The sequence below is a fragment of the Brevibacillus sp. Leaf182 genome (assembly GCF_001423865.2).
Classification (GTDB): Bacteria; Bacillota; Bacilli; order Brevibacillales; family Brevibacillaceae; genus Brevibacillus; species Brevibacillus brevis_C.
Genome location: NZ_LMPN02000017.1, coordinates 237,515 through 256,534, shown reverse-complemented (window position 1 = coordinate 256,534; position 19,020 = coordinate 237,515). Strand labels below are relative to the sequence as shown.

4 protein-coding genes and 1 pseudogene are annotated in these 19,020 nt (G+C 53.8%); all 5 read left to right on the top strand.

Annotated elements, in window-relative coordinates:
- Nucleotides 1–10 precede the first annotated feature (10 nt).
- Nucleotides 11–1,261, top strand: a complete 1,251-nt coding sequence (locus tag ASG16_RS07430; protein WP_056495684.1) for a hydroxymethylglutaryl-CoA synthase family protein — start codon at nt 11–13, stop codon at nt 1,259–1,261.
- Complete coding sequence (locus ASG16_RS07425) at nt 1,261–2,025, top strand: enoyl-CoA hydratase/isomerase (RefSeq protein WP_056495217.1); 765 nt, start codon at nt 1,261–1,263, stop codon at nt 2,023–2,025. Before ASG16_RS07430 ends, ASG16_RS07425 begins: the two co-directional genes overlap by 1 nt.
- 6 nt (nt 2,026–2,031) lie before the next feature.
- The gene (locus tag ASG16_RS07420) at nt 2,032–2,778 is read left to right on the top strand and encodes a polyketide synthase (RefSeq protein WP_048034927.1); all 747 of its coding nucleotides are present in this window, start codon (nt 2,032–2,034) and stop codon (nt 2,776–2,778) included.
- 22 nt (nt 2,779–2,800) lie between these two features.
- Nucleotides 2,801–8,605, top strand: a complete 5,805-nt coding sequence (locus ASG16_RS07415) for an SDR family NAD(P)-dependent oxidoreductase (protein ID WP_056495220.1) — start codon at nt 2,801–2,803, stop codon at nt 8,603–8,605.
- 395 nt (nt 8,606–9,000) lie between these two features.
- A pseudogene (locus tag ASG16_RS07410) lies at nt 9,001–18,996 on the top strand (SDR family NAD(P)-dependent oxidoreductase); the annotation flags it as partial.
- Between the last annotated feature and the right edge of the window lie 24 nt (nt 18,997–19,020).

Sequence of the window (19,020 nt, the reverse complement as noted above, 5' to 3'; positions counted from 1 at the left end):
GAGAATGGGCTTGATTCAAGTTGGAATAGAAGCGATGAATGTTTTTGGCGGCACTGCTTTTCTGGATGTCCCGGAACTTGCAGCAAGGCGTCAATTGGATACTGCCAGGTTTGAGAATCTGATGATGCTCGAGAAAACGGTTGCCTTGCCTTACGAGGACCCTATTACGTTTGGTGTCAATGCCGCGAAGCCGATCGTGGATTCGCTTTCTGAAGAAGAGCGGAACCGGATCGAACTCGTGATTACCTGCACGGAATCCGGTATCGATTTCGGCAAATCGATGAGCACGTATATCCATCATTATCTCGGCTTAAACCGCCGCTGCCGGATGTACGAAATCAAGCAGGCCTGCTATTCGGGAACAGCAGGCCTGCATGCCGCGGTCCAATTTATTCTCTCCGGCACATCCCCGGGGGCCAAGGCGCTGGTGATCGCCACGGACATATCCCGTTTTTTCGTGGCTGAGGGCGGGAGCTCGCTGACCGAAGACTGGTCCTATGCAGAGCTAAGCGCGGGAGCCGGAGCTGTTGCCCTTCTGGTCAGCGATACGCCGTATGTCTTCCAAATCGATACGGGCGCGAGCGGTTATTACGGTTATGAAGTGATGGATACGTGCCGCCCGATGCCGGACAGCGAAGCAGGCAATTCCGATTTGTCGCTGTCCACGTATTTGGATTGCTGCGAACAAACCTTTATGGCCTACAAAGCGCGGGTGCCTGAAGCCGACTATAAGGATACGTTTCAATATTTAGCGTTTCATACTCCCTTCGGCGGTATGGTGAAGGGCGCACATCGCACGATGATGCGAAGAATCGCGAAGGCCAAAGCGCCGGAGATCGAAGCGGACTTTAATCAGCGTGTGCTCCCGGGCATTCGATATTGCCAGCGTGTCGGTAATATCATGGGCGGCACCGTTTTCCTGTCACTGGCAGGCCTAATCGAGCATGGGACATTTGATACGCCCAAGCGGATCGGTTGTTATTCGTACGGCTCTGGCTGCTGCTCGGAATTTTACAGCGGTGTCGCCACAAGCCAAAGCCAGGCGGCACTGCGTAAATTCAAGCTGAGCGAACATCTGCAGGAGCGCCGTCTGCTCGGCTTTGACGAATATGAAGCGATGCTGAGAAGCGGTCAAGGCATCCGGTTTGGAACTCGTAACGCGAAGCTCGACTTGCAAGGGATTCCAGCATCTGTGCGGGGCGAGCAGCGGCTCTATCTGGAAGAGATCCGGGACTTCCATCGGATTTACAGGTGGCAGTAATGGAGTTTAAGACGCTGCATGTTCGATATCAGGGAACCGTATGCTTTATCAGACTGCACCGGCCCGAAGCGGACAATACGATCAATGACCAGCTTGTAGAGGAACTGGGCTGCGTGCTGGACCAATGCGAGGAAGAAGTGACGGTTGTCGTGCTGGAAGGTCTGCCTCATGTATTCTGCACGGGCGCAGATTTCCAGGAGATTCACGCCCATATGGCAGAAGGCCGATCCATACGAAGCAATCCTGAACCTCTGTATGCGTTATGGATGAGAATGCGGACCGGACCGTACATCGTTCTTTCTCACGTCAAGGGTAAGGCAAATGCCGGGGGGCTTGGCTTTATCGCCGCAAGCGATATCGTTCTGGCGGACGGGACGGCCCAATTCAGCCTGTCCGAGCTGCTGTTCGGCCTGTATCCCGCTTGTGTGATGCCGTTTCTTATTCAAAAAACGGGTATGCAGCGCGCGCATTATATGACGCTGATGACGCAGACCTTCGATGCGGAAACCGCACTCCGCTGGGGGTTGATCGATGCCTGGGAGCCGGAAAGCGAGTCGCTGCTGCGCCGACATCTGCTTCGATTGAAGCGTCTGCCGAAGGCAGGGATTGCGAAGTACAAACGCTATATGATTGAGCTGCAGCCCTTAATCCGGGAAGGCAGGGAGCTGGCAATAACTGCGAATCAAACTATGTTTGCCGACCCGGATACGCTCGCAGTTATCTATAATTTTGTCAATAAAGGCCAATTTCCATGGGAAGGTTGATGTGTAATGCAACCGGTTGTAGAGCTGCGTGAAATCGAGCCGGGTATCGCAACGATTACAATGCAGGACCGCGTATACAAAAACACGTTCTCCGACGACCTGGTAAAGGGTTTGGCGCATGCTTTCCTGACTGTAAAGGAAACAGAGCGGTATAAAGCCGTTATTTTGACCGGGTACGATACTTATTTTGCTTCTGGAGGGACGCAAGAAGCTTTGCTTGCCATTTTCGAAGGGCAATTGAAGTTTACGGACAGCAACATTTACAGCCTTGCGTTGGAATGCCCGGTTCCCGTCATATCCGCTATGCAGGGCCATGCGATCGGAGGCGGGTTTGTGATCGGATTGTTTGCCGATTTTGTCGTCATGAGCCGTGAGAGTGTGTATACGGCCAATTTCATGAAATACGGCTTCACACCGGGAATGGGCGCAACGTACATATTGCCGCGAAAGCTGGGATTGAGTCTGGGCAATGAAATGCTGCTAAGCGGTAGCAATTACCGAGGGGCGGATCTGGAGAAGAGAGGCGTGCCTTTCGCGGTTCTTCCCCGGGACCAAGTGATGAGCCATGCTCTGGAGCTGGCGCGGCAGCTCGCGGAAAAGCCGCGCCTTTCGTTGGTTGCATTGAAGGACCATCTGGTTGAGACAATGCGAGCCGAGCTCCCGAATTATATTGCGAAAGAAGTCGCGATGCATGAGCTAACCTTCCATCAGACAGAAGTTCGGGACAAGATTCTGTCCTTATTTGGCAAATAGCGAACAGGCAGGGGGTGTGAGGGTGAATATTCAAGAGATACTTCGCGCTTTGCAAGCGGGGGAGGTTAGTTCTGAAGATGCCAAGCGTCGAATTATGGCGCTGAAGGATGGCGCTGGGAGGAAAATCCCGTCTCCAGCAGACCATGCTGATTCCCGCAGTCCGAAACTGGAGAAGGCGGGATTAAAAGTCGATAGCCGGCAGTCAGCGAAATCGGATTCTGCCGGCCTGGTCGTGTCGAACGTTCATCACATCAGCGAGGTTTCTTTACGGCCATGGTCTGTATCGGAGCCCGATTTTGGTGAAATGACGGTACAAGTCATGGCGTCGGCGGTTAATTTTCCGGATCTCATGTGCGTAAACGGGCTATATCCGACTATGCCCGACTATCCATTCGTGCCGGGGTTTGAAGTAGCCGGAATCGTCACACGCATCGGCAAAGGCGTGGAGGAGTTCCGGATCGGCGATGAGGTCATCGCTCTTACAGGCAAGCAGTTGGGCGGCCATGCCAGCGAAGTGAACGTTGCCGCCGCTAATGCCGTCCGGAAGCCTGCCAACATAACGTTTGAAGAAGGGTGCAGCCTACCTGTCGTTTTCTCCACAGTCTATCACGCTTTCGAGACAGGGAAGCTTGCGCACGGCGAGCAGGTGCTCATTCAGACGGCGACAGGCGGTTGCGGCCTTATCGCCATGCAACTGGCGAATTTGAAAGGCTGCAAGATTTACGGCACGAGCAGCAAAGCCGAAAAGCTCGACTTGCTTGATAGGCTTGGCGTTGCTGCGGCGATCAATTACACCGCCTCGCCCTTTGATCGGGAAATCGCCTCTTTAACCAATGGCCGCGGGGTTGATGTTGTGCTTAATATGCTGGCCGGGGACGCGATTCAGAAGGGCTTGAATTGTTTGGCCCCTTCAGGCCGCTACCTGGAGCTGGCCGTGCATGCGCTGAAGACGAGTGGAAATCTGGATCTTTCCGGGCTTGTACATAACCAAACGATTCATAGCATTGATTTACGGCGGTTAAGTGCCCAAAAGGGATTTAACAAGGAATTGCTCCATGTGATGGTTGACCTGCTTCAAACGGAGAAAATCGTACCCATTGTATCCAGGATTTACCCCTTTCAGCGGGTTCAAGAGGCGCTTGAATATGTTAGCAGCGGACAGCATATCGGCAAAGTCGTCATAAGCCGTACGGCGGAGGACATGACGGACCGGACCGATGAGCTGATCGAGCGGATGCGAAGGCAGAAAAGTCAGAGGCAGGAATCCTTTGGATGGCACAGTGCGCAAGCGTCCGTTAGTAGTCGGGAAGATATGCCCAAGGAGAAAAGCCGGAAATCGACCGATCTGGATGGCATTGCCATCATCGGGATGTCAGGCCAATTCCCCAAGGCCGCTAATATTGACGAATTATGGGACAACATTTGCAAAGGTGAAGACTGCGTATCCGAGATTCCTGCAGAACGCTGGTCTCTCGAGCAATACTACGATCCCGATCCGAAGAAGCCGGGCAAAACGTATTCGAAATGGATGGGCGTCTTGGAGGATGCGGACAAATTTGATCCGTTATTTTTCCAAATATCGCCCGTGGAAGCGGAATACATGGATCCGCAGCAGCGGCTATTCCTGGCGAACAGCTGGGCATGCATCGAGAATGCCGGACTGCGTCCGTCCGACTTGTCCGGCAGCCGCTGCGGGGTCTTTGCCGGATGCGGCACCGGCGATTACGGACGTATGGAGAGAGGAGAAGAGCTCCATGCGCAAAATCTGATGGGGACCTCGGTTTCCATTTTAAGCGCACGCATCTCCTACCTGCTGAATTTGAAGGGTCCCTGCATGGCGATCGACACCGCTTGCTCCTCCTCGCTTGTCGCGATTTCCGAGGCATGCAGCAGCTTGCTCCTGGACAATTGCGACATGGCGTTGGCCGGTGGCGTTAATATTATGAGCGGTCCGGCCATGCACATTATGACGAGCAAATCCGGAATGCTGTCCAAGGATGGGCACTGCTATACGTTCGATAACAGGGCGAATGGATTCGTTCCGGGGGAAGGAACGGGCGTGCTGCTGCTTAAGCGGCTGTCCGACGCGGTCCGCGACAAAGACCCGATTTATGCCGTCATACGCGGCTGGGGTATTAATCAGGACGGGAAGACAAACGGAATTACAGCGCCCAGCGCCGCTTCGCAGGAAGAGCTGGAGAAATCCGTCTTTGATAAATTCGGGATTAACCCGGAGACTATTTCGCTTGTCGAAGCACATGGTACAGGAACAAAGCTCGGCGATCCGATCGAGGTCGAAGCCCTAACGGCATCGTTCGGCGCATATACGGACAAGAAGGGCTACTGCGCACTCGGTTCCATTAAGAGTAATATCGGTCATTTGCTCGCGGCATCCGGCGTATCGGGTGTCATCAAGGTCGTACAGTCGCTGAAGCACCGTATGCTGCCGCCAACCATTCATTTCGATTCCTTGAATGAGCATATCCGACTTGATGGAAGCCCCTTCTTTGTAAACACGTCCTTGAAGAAGTGGGAGATCGAATCCGGCATTCGACGGGCCTCCGTCAGCTCCTTCGGGTTTAGCGGAACGAACGCCTATATGGTCATTGAGGAATACAATCCGGAATCGCCCGGACATTCGGCCCCACCTATGGATCAACCGCTAATATTCCCGGTATCGGCCAAGACCGAAGATCGGCTGGACGACGCTGTCGCATCCCTTAAAGCCTTCCTTCTGCGGGAAACAGATATCTGTTTGTCAGATGTGGCGTTGACACTGCAAGCGGGGAGGGAAGAGATGGATGTCCGTGCGGCGTTCACGGCAAACACGAGGGAGGAACTGCTGCAGGCAATGGAGGACCACTTGCTGCGGAGGCCTTCTTCTTGTGTATTCTCTGGGAAAGTAAACAGACGGCAGATAAGGAATGCGATCGCATCAAGCGAAGAATCGCCATCCGTGCATGAGACCGGTTCCTCTCAAGCGGTAAAGCTTGCCGATGCCGCAAAGAAGTGGGTGCAGGGATTACAAGCGCTGCCTTTGGTAAACGGGGGGAAGCGCATCCACATGCCGACCTATCCGTTTGCGAAGGAGCGGTACTGGCTTGAAGAAAAGGCTTCGGACCGGGACACGCTCCATACGAAGGTTTTGACTGAGCGTCTTCATCCGCTTGTGCACAGAAATACGTCGGTGTTAGGGAAGACCCGGTTCAGCGCTTCTTTTACAAATGAGGAGACGTTGCTGCGAGACCATGTTGTCTCCGGACAGCCTATCATGCCAGGAATGGCCTACCTTGAGATGGCCCGCGCTGCAGTCGAGCTTGCGACCGATTACGTGCAAAAGGGACGGGCCATCACGCTGGAAAATGTGGTATGGCTGCGGCCTTTTATTGCGAAAGCGACGGCCGGACACATTCATGTTTCCTTAACGCAGGAGGATGACAACCAGGTTTCATTTTGTATTCTGGCAGGATCTTCGAAGGCGGATGCGGATGAAGGGCCGATCTATAGCAAAGGGACAGCAGTTATTCATGCAGCTTCTGCTCCTCCTCAGTTGGACGTGCAGGCCATTCGAGCCCAATGCTCGGTCGCAAAGCTGGATCAGGAAACGTGCTACGGCGCTTTCGAAAATATTGGCATTGCATATGGTCCAGGTTATAGAGCAGTAAAAACGATTGAAATCGGCGAAGATTGTGCGATCGCTAAGATTCATTTGCCGGGTGCCATGAGTGACGAGATGCAGCGGATTGGATGCAATCCGGTATTGCTCGACGCTGCCGCTCAGTCCACGATCGGCTTCGCCTGGCACAGTCATGGACGCCAAATCGACGCTGAGGCAAACGGGCCCTATGTGCCATTTGCGATTCAGGAGCTTACGGTCTACCGTCCTTGTACTTCAGTGATGTGGGCGGTTACCCGCATAAGGAAAGCAGAGGCTTCAGGAGATTCGCTGCGCGTCTTCGATATCGATTTGTGTGACGAGGAAGGCCATGTTTGTGTGGCCATGCGGGGAATGGCAACCAAGAGTGCAGGGAAATCAAGAGACTGGAGCTTTAACCCTCATCAAGCCGAGACTGATGGTGCTCACCGATTACCTGATGGAATGCTGCTGCTTCCTACCTGGGAACTTGCCGCATTCAACGAAGCACCAGCCCAGCATGTTCCGGATGCCGACATCGTGATCGGCGGAACGCCAGAGCAAATAAATCAAATCAGCCACAGGTATCCTGCGGCTCAGCCGCTGTCGTTTGAAGCCGGAGCTTCGATTGAGGATATGGCTCAGAAGCTGAGAAACTATAACGATCTGAAGCATATTATATGGATTTCGCCGGTTCATCCGATTCAAACCGTGCGGGACGAAGGGATTATCAGTGAACAAAAGGATGGGGTATACCAGCTTTTTAGGCTAATAAAGTCACTGCTCGAGATCGGCTTCGGATCGAGGTCCTTGCACTGGTCCATCATCACCGTGGAGGCTCAGCCGATTCGTGCAGGCGAAACATCTGGTTTTGCACATGCCGGTGTCCATGGTTTAGTCGGGTCCATGGCGAAGGAATATCCGAGCTGGAGTGTGCGACTGTTAGACATAGGCTTGAAGGACGAACTGCCGTTGGACGTTCTGCCCTTGCTGCCAAGGGATGCCAAGGGAAACGCATGGGGCTACCGAAACGGCGGGTGGTACAAGCAGATGCTGGTTCCTGTCAAAAGCTTGCCGATTAAGCATACCGCTTACCGGCACGGCGGCGTTTATGTCGTCATCGGGGGAGCTGGAGGCATTGGCGAGGTATGGACCGAGTATATGATCCGTACCTATCAAGCACAAATCGTGTGGATAGGTCGCAGAGAGATGGATGAAGTCATTCGGGCTAAGATCGCACGGTTAGGGGATCTTGGACCTGCGCCATCCTATATCCAGGCCGATGCGACAAATTTGACATCGCTCCAGCAGGCCTACGAGAAGATAAAGTCGCGGTATACGCGTATTCATGGCATTGTTCACTCCGCGATCGTCCTGCTCGATCAAAGTTTGGCAAAAATGGACGAGCAGCGGTTTGAAGCGGGGTATGTAGCCAAAAACGGCACAGTTGTAAGAACAGCTCAAGTATTTGATCGTGAGCAGTTGGATTTTGTTTTGTTCTTTTCATCCTTTAATTCGTTTCTGAAATCGCCTGGTCAGAGCAATTACACAGCCGGGTGTACATTTAGCGACGCTTTCGCAGCGAAGCTCGCCTCTGAATGGTCTTGTGCCGTCAAGACGATCAATTGGGGGTATTGGGGAAGTGTGGGGACGGTTTCAACCGAGACTCTCCGCGAGAAAATGGCCCGGATCGGAATGGGGTCGATCGAGCCGGACGAAGCCATGAACGTCGTGGAAAGACTGCTTGCAGGGAAGGTGAATCAACTGTGCTTCGTCAAAACGACCAAGCCGCTGCATATAGAGGAAACCGTCGCAGATCAGCATATAACGGTTCTACCTCAACGCTTCGGATCAGTCATCAGCAGGATCAGAAGCGACTTCGCTCCGGCTCCCTTTCAAGCTCTCTCGTCTGTAGCACGACCTTTAGAGGAAAAGACAGGAAGCATCCCAGATGCGAAGCAGCGGGCAGAGGTGCTGTCTCTCGTGAGGGAAGCGGCAGCAATGTTCTTGAAGGTCGACGAACAGGACATAGAACCCGACGCGGAATTAGCGGAATACGGCCTTGATCCGGTTAAGATGAGTTTACTCACGGAAATGCTCAATCAACGGCTCGGAGTAGATGTAACGCCGGAGCTGGTCATCCGGCACCGGAGCTTCAGGGAGCTGGCGGATAGGATCGCAGATATAAGATGAAAGCCGCGTGTATCGCAATGGACGAAAGGAGCGGTCAGGTGAACGGTATAGAGGAGAGCATACGAGATGTGAAACGCCTGGAAGAAGAACTTCTGGTCAAGCTTCTTTGGGTGCAACTGCAAGCTGCCGGCTTCTTTAACCGAGAGCGGCAAGCCAAGGAGGAGCTGGCCGGATTGCTGGGCCAATCTCGGCTTTACGACAGATGGTTGGAGACTAGCATCGATTATTTACTTCGCTATGGCTTTATATCGGAGGTTGTCGGCGAATACATCGTCGATCCAAATCGGAAAGAAGACCTTGCAGCCGTCTGGGCCCAATGGGATCTGCATTTGGAGCAATGGAGGCATCACCCGGATTCCGGCGCACAAATGATCCTTGTCGACGCTGCACTCCGAGCACTTCCGCAGGTGCTGTGCGGAAATACCGCCGCTACGGATATTATATTCCCGAACGGATCGATGACGCTTGTCGAGGGTATCTACAAAAACAATCATATCGCGGATTACTTCAACAAGATCGTATCGGATCTTACGCTTGCGTTTATGAGGGAACGGGTTCAAGAAGATCCAGCCGTCCGCTTGCGCATTTTGGAAATCGGCGCAGGAACGGGCGGAACAAGCGCACGGGTGCTGGCCGGACTTAAACCGCTGCAGGAGCATATTGCAGAATACTGCTATACGGATATTTCTCAAGCGTTTTTGCTTCATGCCCAGCACGAGTACGGACCGCATTACCCGTTTTTGACCTATCGTCTATATGATGCCCAGAAGCCGGCGGCGGTGCAGGGCTTCGAGGAAGGCGCATTCGATCTTGTGATTGCAACCAATGTGCTGCATGCAACCCGAAATATGAAGACAACGATCCGAAGCGTCAAGACGGTCCTGAAGCACAGCGGTCTGCTGCTCCTCAATGAAATGAGCAGTAGCAATCTGTTCATCCACCTGACGTTCGGTCTGCTTGAAGGCTGGTGGCTGTATGAGGATCAAGAGCTTCGGATGCCGGGATCACCGGGTTTGGCCCCCAATTCGTGGCGTTCGCTGTTGGAGGAGGAGGGCTTCCTCGATGTATTTTTCCCTGCTGAGCATTCACACGGTCTTGGACAGCAGATTATAGCAGCCGAAAGCGACGGTGTAATTCGGATACAAAGTCAAGAGGATGCATCGGATAACGCTGCAAAAGAACAACCCCAGCGTAAGCCGGTTGCTCGTATAACGCTGCCCGCCAAAAAGGATGAACAAAGCCAGGAGGTGCTCCGCGAGAAGGGCAGAGAACGACTGAAGGCACTCATCAGCGAAACGCTGAAAATTCCATACCAGCGCATGGAAACATACGTGCCGCTAGAGACATACGGAATCGATTCGATTCTGGTCGTGCAGCTTACAGAAGCACTCCGGCCTCATTTCGCCCAAATAAACAGTACGCTATTTTTCGAGCACTCAACGATTAATGCGCTAGCCGACTATTTGCTGCAAGCCCATCCGGAAGAGATGCTTCGCTTCACGGGAATGGAGAGACAAGCAGTAGGCAGCTCCATTTTCGATACGCAAGAAGTCCCCGTTAGAAATCTAACGCCAACTCGTCATATTGAACCGGCTGCCCTTGAGTCGATTAAGGAACAGCAAGCGGTCATCGAAATGTCGGAGAGCGAAGCGGCAGGCAAACAGGATGTGGCGATCATCGGTTTGTCCGGACGTTATCCGGGGGCACGGAATGTAGAACAGTTCTGGGAAAACCTTAAACACGGAACCAATTGCATTACCGAAATCCCATCTGACCGGTGGGATTGGAGACTCTACTACGACGAAGAGAGGGGCAAGGAGGGCGCGGTCTATAGCAAATGGGGCGGATTCCTGGACGATATCGACAAATTCGACCCGCTATTCTTTCAGATTGCGCCCAAGGAAGCCGAACGAATGGATCCGCAAGAGCGGATTTTTTTGGAAACGGCTTATGCGAGTATAGAGGATGCCGGTTATACCCCGGAACGTCTAAGCCGTTCCGGGAAGGTTGGTGTTTTTGTCGGGGTGATGAACGGCAATTATTCGACTGGTGCGAATTTTTGGTCCATTGCAAACCGGCTATCTTATCTGATGAATTTCCAGGGGCCGAGCCTGGCTGTCGATACGGCATGCTCCTCCTCGCTCACTGCGATCCACCTTGCGCTTGAGAGTATCTATTCCGGTACCAGCGAATGCGCGATTGCGGGCGGCGTTAATTTGATCGTAGATCCAGTCCACTACGAGAGGTTAACTTCGTTGAACATGCTCTCCTCCGGCGATCAATGCAAATCCTTCGGTGCACAAGCTGACGGATTCGTCGATGGAGAGGGTGTAGGCGCGGTTGTCCTCAAGCCGTTGCATGCGGCGATTGCGGACGGCGATCATATTTACGGCATCATAAAAGGAAGCATGCTGAATGCCGGCGGCCGGACGAACGGCTATACAGTACCCAGCGCTTCCGCTCAAGCACAGTTGATCCAAGACGCATTAAAGCGGTCTGGCGTACATCCGGGTGCCGTCAGCTATATCGAAGCTCATGGTACTGGAACGGCGCTCGGTGACCCGATTGAAGTCGAGGGGCTGACGCGAGCTTTCTCGCCGCTGGCCGGAGAACATGGCTATTGTGCGATCGGATCCGTTAAATCGAATATCGGCCACTGTGAGAGCGCGGCCGGCATAGCGGGACTGACCAAGGTGCTGATGCAAATGAAGCATGGACAGCTTGCGCCGACTTTGCACGCGGACGAAGTAAATCCGAATATCACCTTCGAGCGGACGCCTTTTGCGGTGCAGCAGCGGCTGACGGAATGGAAGCGGCCCGTCGTCGTCTTGAACGGGGAAACGATCACGTATCCACGTATCGCTGGCATATCCTCCTTCGGTGCCGGAGGAGCGAATGCCCATCTTGTCGTCCAAGAGTTCACAGGGAAGGCCGAAGACCGTCCGGACTTGGCACAGCACGATTCAATCATCGTTTTATCCGCGATGAATGAGGAGCGTCTGGAAGCGAACGTCCTCCAGTTTGCTGAAGCCATCGAGGCAACAACATGGCGGAATGAGGAGCTTGCAAATATTGCGTTTACGCTTCAGATTGGCCGGCCGGCGATGGAGGAACGCTTAGCCTTCACCGCAGCGTCAATTGCGGAGCTAAAGGAAAAGCTGGAACAGTACAGGATGTATGGTGCCGGCCCCAGCATTTATCGCGGACAGGTTAAGCGGGGAAGAAATTCGTTTCAAGCACTGGCTGCGGACGATGATATGCAGACGGTGATTGATGCCTGGTTTGCCAAGGGAAAGTACGGCAAGCTGCTTGATCTTTGGACGAGTGGGCTCGAAATCGATTGGCAGAAGCTCTACGGCGGCAAACCTCCGCGCAGGGTGAGCCTGCCGACTTATCCGTTTGCCAAGGAACGCTATTGGCTCGTTGCTTCTGAACCGGCTGCGGTTAAGGTCCCTTTTGAAGTGATGACGTTTCAGGAAACGTGGCAGCCGGCTGAATGGAAGGAAATGCTGCGCGAACAGCCGCGGACGGTCGTTTGCTTCCTTTCGGATTCACACCGTCAACTAGAGCTGACGGAAGCCGTTAACTGCTTAAGTCCGAAGACGAAGCTGGTTTTTGTGTCACGTTACGAGGGCGGAGCGTTGAATACATGGCCGCATTCCATAGATAAGTGGGATTCATCCGGCTTCGAACGGGTGCTGGCGGACGTCAACCGGACAGAGGCGGTAGAAGCCATTCTGTTTTTATGGCCTTTGGAGACAGCGCCTTCAGCGCAAATGACGGACGAACTAACCGCGCTCATCCAAGGGATGCATGCCTCCAGCCTTACGTCGATCAGGCTGCTGGTCGCGGCGACGTGCTCCACGGAAATCGAACACTGCCATGCGGAGTCTTGGATCGGCTTTGAGCGTTCGATCGGCCCGCTTATGAAGGATGTGCGGATGTCTGTTCATCTCTTTACGGACGGTTTTCAGGCGGAACGCAGTTCGGGTCGCAATCTTTGGGAGTCGTTGTGGATCGAGCTTGGACAGGACATGGTGCGAAGCTCTTTATATGCAGGGGGAGAGCGGCATGTTTGTTCCGTGCGCGAAACCCGGCTTCAGCCGAAAGCGACCAAATTCCGCCAGGGCGGCATTTATCTCATTACAGGCGGCTTCGGCGGAATTGGCATGGTCGTTGCGGAGCATTTGGCCAAAACGTATCAGGCCAAGCTTATCCTGACGGGTCGGTCATCCATTGATGCTCGCAAAAGATCGATGATGAAAAAGCTTGAAGCGGCAGGCGCCACCGTATTCGCGTTCCAAGCGGACGTGTGTGACTATGCCGCCATGAAGCAAGGACTTGCTGAAGCTCGGGCTGCTTTATCGGGCAGCATAAACGGCGTTATCCATGCAGCCGGTACGGAAAGCGGCCGTAGCATTCTGGAGAAGAAAACGGAGCAATTCCACGAAGTCATACAACCGAAGATTACCGGCACGCTCCTGCTCGATGAGCTGCTTCAAGAAGAACGCGAGCTTGATTTTGTTGCTTACTTCTCTTCGATATCCGCTGTACTGGGCGATTTCGGATCGTGCGATTACGCTGTCGGTAACCGGTTCATGACCGCCTACGCAAAGCGGGCTTCCCGCGTTCGCATGGGAGATCGACGACATGGCGGGTCGATTGTTTCCATTCAGTGGCCGCTGTGGAAGGATGGCGGCATGAGTGTCGGGGATCCGGCTATGACGGAAATGTATCTTCAAGCAAGCGGTCAGCGTGCCTTGGAAGCCGAGCAGGGGATTGCGCTACTTGAGCTTCTGTTAGCACAGGATGAGCCCAATCATCTTGTGATGGTTGGAAATCGTGAGAGCGTCCGCCGCTCTCTAGGTCTGGAGCCGACAGTTGAACAGGAAGTGGTAAAGCCGGTGAAGGCGGCGCCGTTGACATCAATCGCGAAGCGGGCAGAACGTGCCGAGCTGAATGTAGAGCAGCTACTGGAGGAAGACCTGAAGGAGCACATCAGTCGAATAGTAGCGATCCCGATTGACCGGATCGACAAGGAACAGTATTTTTCCGATTTCGGCTTCAATTCCATCAGCTTTGCCGAGCTGGCTTCATCGCTGACCAAGCATTACTGCATTGATCTTACGCCAGCGGTCTTCTTCTCCTATCCGACGGTGGAGAAGCTTATCCATTTTTACTTGCGGGAGCATCGTGACGACCTGACCGGGTTTTACAAGGACAGAGATGAGCTTCGTCCTGATGATGTGCTGGAATTTCATCAGGAAGCGGCTGCTCCGGAATCCGTTCATACGGAGCTATCTAAACCGATTGAAGAGCCCGCCGCTGCGGTTGAAACACAAAGCCATCCATTTCCGGAGCCCATCGCGATTATCGGCATGAGCGGACGGTTTCCTGAGGCCCGTTCGGTTGAAGACATGTGGCGTATTCTCCGGGAAGGCCGCGATGTGGTTCAGCCGATGCCAGAAGAACGAAGCATTCTCATGAACGGTGAGAACTGGACGTGCGGATGGGTGCCGGGCGTCAGCGAGTTCGATCCTGCCTTCTTCGAAATCTCTCCGCGTGAGGCGGAGCTGATGGACCCAAGGCAGCGGCTGTTATTGCAGGAGTCGATGCGAGCGCTGGAGGATGCAGGATACGGGAGCAAGCAGTTGCGAGAAGGAAATATCGGCGTATTTGTCGGAGCAGAGGATGGAGACTACCAGTTTATCGCTAAAGGGGCAGGCAGCGTAACATCCACGAACAATGCGATACTGGCATCCCGCCTTTCGTACTTCCTTAACCTGAGCGGACCTGTTATGTCAATCAATACCGCTTGTTCCTCCGGGCTGGTCGCCGCCCATCAAGCATGTGTCAGCCTTCGCAACCGTGAATGCGATACGGCTATCGCCGCCGGTGTTAACCTTATGCTGACGCCGTTGTATTTGAACGGGATGAGGGAAGCGGGCATGCTCTCGCCGGACGGCAAATGCTATGCCTTTGACAACCGGGCGAACGGAATGGTACCGGGCGAGGCGGTCGTGGCCGTCGTGATGAAAAGATTGTCTTTGGCAAAGAAAGATGGCGATCCGATTTATGCTGTCATCCGCGGCAGCGGCATCAATTATGATGGCAAAACGAACGGAATTACGGCGCCGAATGCGGCAGCACAGGCCCGCCTCATCCGTTCGGTGTACGAGCAGGCCGGCGTGAATCCGAAGCAGGTTGAGTATATCGTTACGCATGGAACGGGTACAAAGCTGGGAGATCCTGTCGAAATCCACGCGCTTCAGGAAGCGTTTAAAGGGGCAGCGTTGAACGAAAGCACATGCGCGTTAACCTCTCCCAAAACTAATTTTGGTCATAGCTTCGCAGCTTCAGGCCTGGTCAGCCTTGTTAATCTCGTCCAGGCGTTCCGTCATGAGACGATACCTGCAAGTCTTCATATGGATAAGGAAAACGACTTTATTCGCTTTGAAGGGAGCCCGTTCTATGTGAACCGCGAGCCGAGGTCATGGCGTTCCAGCTCAGGTGAGCCGTTAACCGGTGCCGTAAGTGCGTTCGGCATGAGCGGTACGAATGCCCATTTCGTCCTTCAGAGCTACAACGAGAAGCGGCACAGCAGCGATTCCGGTCAAACAGCGTATTATATACTTCCCCTTTCAGCAAAGAGCGAGGATGCGCTTTTGCAGAGAATAGACGATATGCGCCATTACATGGCGAGTCAGCCAGAATCGGTGGAATTATCACAAATTAGCCTTACGCTTCTCGAAGGCAGACAGCCGTTTGCTTATCGCTGCGTAATTGTTGCCTCCAGCAAGGAGGAAGCGGTAGAAGCCTGGTTGGCCGCGGCTGAGAAGCGGTCTGGACCGCATATTTTGTTCGGACAAGTAGAACGGATGTTTAAAGCCGACAAGGCGAAGGAGCAGGAAAGGGCCGAATGGCTTCATAAAATCCAGTCTATGGACAAGGCTTCGAGTGAATACCGGACAGCATTGATCGCGCTGGCCGAGTTATACTGCCAAGGCTATAGCCTGGACGGGGATTTATTATTCGGGGACGAGAGGCAAAATCGTATCCATTTGCCGGTATATCCGTTCTCTCGTGACCACTATTGGGTGCCGGCAGAGGCCTCAAGCGGTGCTGCCGCAGACTCCCTTAAGCCCGATACGACACGTTTGCTCTGCAAAGAATGGATAGAAGAGCAGGCATCGGCCGCCGGTGAACTGCCAGGTAAAGTCGCTATCCTTACTGAGGATGGAACTCGCGAGCTTGCGATGGAACTTAAATCCCGGCTTCCCGGCGCTGTCGTCCTTCATTCTCGCCAACTCGATGAGATGACAGCGGGAGAGGTCGAGGAGATAGATTTCGATGCTTGCATTGACCTTTTAGGCTGCAGCAGCGAAGCGGATCGGAACCTGGAAGGATTGCCTTGGCTCCAGCGGCTAATAGACGTAAGACGAAGCAAAGGGATCAAATTGATCGGCGTAACGAAAGGTCTTGAACGATTCCACAGCGATGCCGTGCGATTATCCGGAGCTTGCAGAGCCGGACTATACCGTATGCTGCAAAGCGAATACGCCAATATTCATTCCAGGCATGTCGATATGGATGCTTCGGATCATTGTAAAGCCTGGGCGGAACAATTGATTGCAGAACTGCATGGTAACAGCGAGTGGCCGGAAATTTGTTACCGCAAATCCGTGCGTTACCGTGCATGCCTGCGGGAGCAAGAGACGACACAGAATGCCAAGCCGCTTTCGTGGCCGGAGGGGCATGTGCTGTGGATTACCGGCGGAACGAGGGGACTAGGCGCATTGTGTGCACGCCATTACGTTGAAACCATGGGCGTGAAAAGGCTTGTCTTGCTCGGGAGAGAAGCGCTGCCTCCCCGGGAAGCATGGGAAAACGAGGCGGTCCGGACTTCACCAATGGCGAATAAGATCCGTTTGGTCAAGGAATTGGAGAAGATAGGGGCTGACGTGCGGACACTCGACATCCCGCTAACGGATACCGGTGCACTAAAGCAGGCGCTTCTTGATATTCGAGAGGAATGGGGACCGGCAGGAGGCGTGATCCACTGCGCCGGCGTCGGTGATCGGGAGTATCCAGCTTTTGTTCACAAGCCAACCTCTGTTATACGGCAGGTATTGGAGCCGAAAGTGGAAGGATTAATGTCCGTATGGGAATGTTTCAAGGATGAGCCGCTTGCCTTTTTTGCTCTATTCTCGTCCGTATCGGCGGCTGTTCCATCGCTAGCTGCGGGACAAAGCGATTATGCGATGGCCAATTCGTTTATGGATTATTTCGCGCAGGCTCATGCGAATCAAAAGCCCATTATCAGCATTCAGTGGCCAAGCTGGAAAGAATCGGGCATGGGCGAGGTACAAAGCGGCGCCTTTCTTGCCACCGGTATGCACAGCCTGACCGACCGGGAAGGGCTGAGATTACTCGATCATATGATTGCAAATCCGCCGGGAGCGGTCGTTCTGCCTGCTGTCGTTCAACCTGACAAGTGGCAGCCGGAGCGTCTGCTTATGCGGCGACTTGAAAGCAGCCTCACCACGCGAGCTATCGTTTCCGGCCCATCGGAAGTGCGCTTGGAGTCACAAGCATCGCTGCCGGGAGCCGTACGTTCATGGCTGTTGGATTTATTTGCAGCGGAATTGAAGCTTGAGCGATCCAAGCTGGAGCTTCACATACCAATTCAGGATTATGGTGCAGACTCGATCATATTGGCGCAATTAATTCGGACAATAAGCCGCACCGTAGGCAAGGATATCGATCCATCGGTGCTTTACGAGCATACGACCATTCAGTCGCTCGCAGATTGGCTGACGGCCTCCTACGGCGAGCCGCTGACCCGGGCGTTGCTGTCGGGGAGCCAGGAGTGCCAGGAGCATGAACAGTCAATGCCAATTCATGATTTAAGAGATGCTCCTTCCATGCCTGAAGCGGAGATCTCCCGTCAGTCCATTCATCAGGAACGAACCGGCGAGGAGGATATTGCGGTCGTCGGGATGTCCAGTCGATTTCCGGGAGCGAAGGATTTGACCCATTATTGGTCACTGCTCACGGAAGGCCGAAGCGCGATACGGCCGGTCCCGAAGGAACGATGGGGGAGCGCCCATCCTTATTATGCAGGGTTGCTGGATGAGCTTCGCCATGCCGATCCGTCGTTTTTTCATATTCCGGACGAGGATGCCAGAGCGATGGACCCGCAGGCACTGCTCATCTTGGAGGAAAGTGTAAAAGCGCTTCATCACGCAGGATATAACCGTGCGGACGTAAAAGGAAAGGCCGTTGGCGTTTATATCGGTGCCAGAACCCAGTATTGGCCGGGCGAGGAACTGCTCCTTCAAACGAGAAATCCGATTGTCGCGGTCGGCCAAAATTACTTGGCTGCCAATATATCCCGTTTTCTTGACCTAAGGGGTCCCAGCATGGTGATCGATACGGCCTGCTCCTCTGCCTTGACCGGGATGAGCATGGCCATTCAAAGCCTGCGGAGCGGGGATACGGTGTCCGCGTTGGTGGGAGGGGTCAGTCTGCTGAACAGCGACTTCTCGCACAAGCTATTCGGTCAGCGCGGCATTCTGAGCAAAAGCTCGACATTTCACGTCTTTGACGGCCGGGCTGATGGCGTTGTACTCAGTGAAGGCGCCGGCGTTGTCCTGTTAAAAACAGTGAAACAGGCGCTGGCTGACGGAGACCGCATCTATGCGGTTATCAAGGGAATCGCCGTAAATAACGATGGGAAAACCGCGGGGCCGACAGCTCCAAATATGCAGGCACAGAAGGACGTCATGCTCGCAGCCTTAAAGAAGAGCGGCAGAAAGCCGTCTGACGTCTCTTATATCGAAACGAACGGCTCAGGCTCGGAAGTAACCGATCTGTTGGAGCTCAAGACGATCCAGCAGGTTTATGGCAACGGTGGAAATGCCGCTATCGCTTTGGGCTCCATCAAGCCCAATATCGGTCACCCGCTAAGCGCCGAAGGGATTGCGAGCTTCATTAAGGTTGTGTTGATGCTCGATCATGGCCAGTTTGTACCGTTTTTATCGGGCGAGCTGCCGATGCGGCATTTTGATTTGGAAGCGTCCCCGTTTTTCTTTCACCGTGAAACGAAGAGCTGGAGTGAATCGGTTCGAACAGCGGCGATAAACTGTTTTGGCGACGGAGGCACCAATGTTCATGCGGTTGTAGCATCTTGGCAGGAAGTGCGCTCAGGAGACGCCATACGGAAGCCGCTGCCTTGGCCGGAAGAATGGCAGGAAAGCGGAAAATCGGTTAGCGAATCATCGTCTGATTCACAGACGGTCAAGAGCCGAACGAATATATGGAAAATGAAAGCAGAAGAGCGGAAGGTCAGCAGCCCGAAATCATTCTGGGGCGGAACTAAACCCAAATAACCCCATAGGGCTTAGGGGTAGCGC